This window comes from Clostridium tarantellae (genome assembly GCF_009295725.1).
GTDB lineage: Bacteria > Bacillota > Clostridia > Clostridiales > Clostridiaceae > Sarcina > Sarcina tarantellae.
Genome location: NZ_WHJC01000364.1, coordinates 1 through 2,961, shown reverse-complemented (window position 1 = coordinate 2,961; position 2,961 = coordinate 1). Strand labels below are relative to the sequence as shown.

The 2,961-nt window shown below is 23.2% G+C and carries 4 protein-coding genes and 1 pseudogene; all 5 read right to left on the bottom strand.

Features of this window, described 5'->3' with window-relative positions; translation table 11 throughout:
* Positions 1 to 67: helix-turn-helix domain-containing protein (locus GBZ86_RS18315; RefSeq protein ID WP_327445115.1), on the bottom strand; the 67-nt coding region annotated here is incomplete at its 3' end.
* Positions 39 to 474, bottom strand: a pseudogene (locus GBZ86_RS14495) (IS607 family transposase). The gene GBZ86_RS18315 and the pseudogene GBZ86_RS14495, both read right to left, overlap by 29 nt.
* Positions 475 to 565: 91 nt before the next feature.
* Complete coding sequence (locus tag GBZ86_RS14490; RefSeq protein WP_152891818.1) at positions 566 to 1,009, bottom strand: 2-thiouracil desulfurase family protein; 444 nt, start codon at positions 1,007 to 1,009, stop codon at positions 566 to 568.
* 35 nt (positions 1,010 to 1,044) lie between these two features.
* Positions 1,045 to 1,905, bottom strand: a complete 861-nt coding sequence (locus GBZ86_RS14485) for a GNAT family N-acetyltransferase (RefSeq protein ID WP_152891816.1) — start codon at positions 1,903 to 1,905, stop codon at positions 1,045 to 1,047.
* An 18-nt stretch (positions 1,906 to 1,923) separates the two neighbouring features.
* A complete protein-coding gene (locus GBZ86_RS14480; RefSeq protein WP_152891814.1) occupies positions 1,924 to 2,694 on the bottom strand; it encodes a DUF2087 domain-containing protein in 771 nt (256 codons plus the stop codon).
* Positions 2,695 to 2,961 lie beyond the last annotated feature (267 nt).

Below are 2,961 nucleotides of genomic sequence, written 5' to 3'. Positions count from 1 at the left end.
TATAAATGTATCTACATATACCAATAGTTTCATGTATTTTAGTTGTCTGTTTTTTTGTAGGTTTCACCTCTATTTTGTATGCTTTTAGCAATTTCTTCATCCTCCTCTATCTTCTTTTTATACTTTCTTAATCCATAAATTCGGCAACTAAAAACATAAAGTATGGAAATTATATCTTGGTTCAATTGTTTCATCTACAATAATTCCTTTAGAAGATGTAAAATTCAAAAGAAATGCTATTTGATTTTTCAAATCATCTTTCTGATTGTTTGTTGAAACTCTAGTATAAATTACAATTTTTCTATTATCATTAGAATTTATCCCTTTATACTCTAAGTATTGATCATAAGTATAATATCTTCTACCCGTAGGTGTTCTTTTGGCTATTAATATCTTATCTCTATCCCACCTTTGAAAGGTTTTTACTGATACGTTTAATAATTCAGCAAAATCCTTTGGTTTATAGTTTGTTATATGTTTATTCATCAACATCACCTCTTAGGTTATATTGACACATTTAAACACATGTATCTACCTTTTTGTTAGCTGTTTTCATTCTCCTTTTTTACAATTCTTTTTCAGTTAATACTTTAAATCCATTTTGAATTAAAAGTTCACAAGTTATTCCATTTCCTTCTTTTGTTTCTCTATTAAACTTACCTGCATAAACTATGCCTTTTCCACAAGATGGACTCTTAGCTTTAAGTATAACATATTCTGCCTTTATCTCTTTTGCTAATTTTAAAGTCTCCTCTGCTCCTTTAATAAAATTTTCACTAACATCTTCTCTTGCTTTAGATAAAACTTTAGCTTTTCTATTTAAAACATCTTTAGCGTTTCCACCTACTATTTCACTAGGAATTCTTGGAGTAGATAGTCCTCCTAACTGCTCTGGACATACAACAATAGCTTTACCTTCTTTTAATAAATTTAAAGCCTTATTATTTAAATTATTCCCACCTTCATATTTACAATTAACTCCACATAAACACGCACTAATCAATATCATGATCATATATCTCCCTTCTTATATTTTAAAATTATTTATAATTCAATCCAGTAGCTAACTATAGAATCTTCTATAAACCCTCTTTTTTTATACATATTATAGGCTTTTTCATTTTTTTCTATTACTATTAATGAAATTTTCTTAACTCTTTTTTTAATTAAAAAATTAATAGCTGTTTCTAATAATTGTTTTCCATAACCTCTTCCTCTAAATTCATTACATAAACCAATATCAAACATTCCTTCATTATTTTTTATAATACAATTCATAAATCCTATAATTTTATTATTATTTGAAACCATAAAATAATAATTATTTTCATCTATATTATTTAAATTTTCATTTAATCTTTTATTGTTTAAATAGGTGCCATGAGGCATATCACTAAAGGATTTATTAAAAATCTTCATATATTCATTTTTATTATTAGGTGTTAAGCTTACTAATTCTAAAGACGTACTGTTTGCATCTTTATATTCTAGTGACATTTTTAAAGCCAAATAATTTTTAACATATCCTATATGCTTTAATGTATTTAAAAGTTTTTCATCTTTAACTCCTAGAAAAAAATTTTTTCCTCCATAACTTCTTCCTAATTCAATACTTTTATTAATAAGATTTTTTAAAATTCTTTCTTTATTATAATTACCTATAATATTTATATTGTGAATAAATACATTTTTTAAAACTTTAGCTATCTCTAAAACAACTCTAACTGTTGCAATTACTTTTCCGTTTGAGAAATAAAATAATACACCTTTACCATAATCATATGTTTCAATATTAAATATATAATCTAGCTTTTCTATATCATATTCCTTAACTTCATTTTTAAAAATAAAATCATATACTAATTTTTTTTCACTATTAGTTAATTCTATATAATTTTTAATCATAAACTCACCTTTTAACTTCTATTCTTTAACCCAATAGTTTTTGCAATCATTAGATCGTTCTATAAATCCATATTCTATTAAAGCTCTTCTAATAGTAGCATTATCCTCATATATCCTTTTTAAAATTCTATTTACTTCTCTTTCAGTATAAACTCTACCATTAGAAAAACTTTTGCTTATTTCTTCTAAAACTATAATTTTCTTTTTCTCTTTAGCTGGATAATTTTTAAGGCTTCCATTTTCATTAATATAATTTTTTATTACTTCTAATTTTTCTTTATCAGTTATATTAAATCTATCATCTAAAGTTGTAGCTGTTTTATGTGCATCACATATGTTTTCATTTTCTAATTTATTAATCTTTTTATTAGTTTCTTTATTCAGAAGCTCCATCATTGCTAAAAATATTTTTGATTGTTTTTCTTTTTCTCTTAATTTATAACGATGATTTCTTATGGTGGATTGAGCTACTCCTAATTTTTTTGCTATTTCCTTATCTGACAATCCTTTTGATATTAAAGTTACTACTTCTTTTTGTACTTCTGATATTCCTGTAAAAGAAGGATTCATATTTAATAAATACGTAAGTATTGAAATATGCTTTTCTTTTATATGAAGTTGTACTGCTTTTTTAGCTTCATATAATTCTGAATTAATATTATAAATTTTTCCTTTAATAAATTCCTCACCACAAATAAGACATTTAAACACTTCTTTTTCTTCAATATACCCATTTTTCATTTCATTAATTGAAGAATTCCAAAATAATTCATTTTCTTTCTTCATCATAAAAAACTCCTTAAATTATATTTTTTCCTTTTATTACAAATATTATATGTTAATAATTGTTATTTGTCTACTGAAAAGCAAACTTTTTAATTATTTGTTTGTAAAAAAATTTTCATACTAAAAAAACATGATTCTAATTTATGTTTTTTAGAATCATGCTTTAAGTTACTAATTATTTTATAATCTATAAATATTAACTTTTTAGCTCCTTATTAAGCTTATTTAAAAATTTATTTATTTCATCATCATTAATATTATAATATATTC

Bases quoted from the DNA above. Each gene is read 5' to 3' on its own strand.
- GBZ86_RS14480 (WP_152891814.1), bottom strand. From the start codon at position 2,694: ATGATGAAGAAAGAAAATGAATTATTTTGGAATTCTTCAATTAATGAA.
- GBZ86_RS14485 (WP_152891816.1), bottom strand. From the start codon at position 1,905: ATGATTAAAAATTATATAGAATTAACTAATAGTGAAAAAAAATTAGTA.
- GBZ86_RS14490 (WP_152891818.1), bottom strand. From the start codon at position 1,009: ATGATATTGATTAGTGCGTGTTTATGTGGAGTTAATTGTAAATATGAA.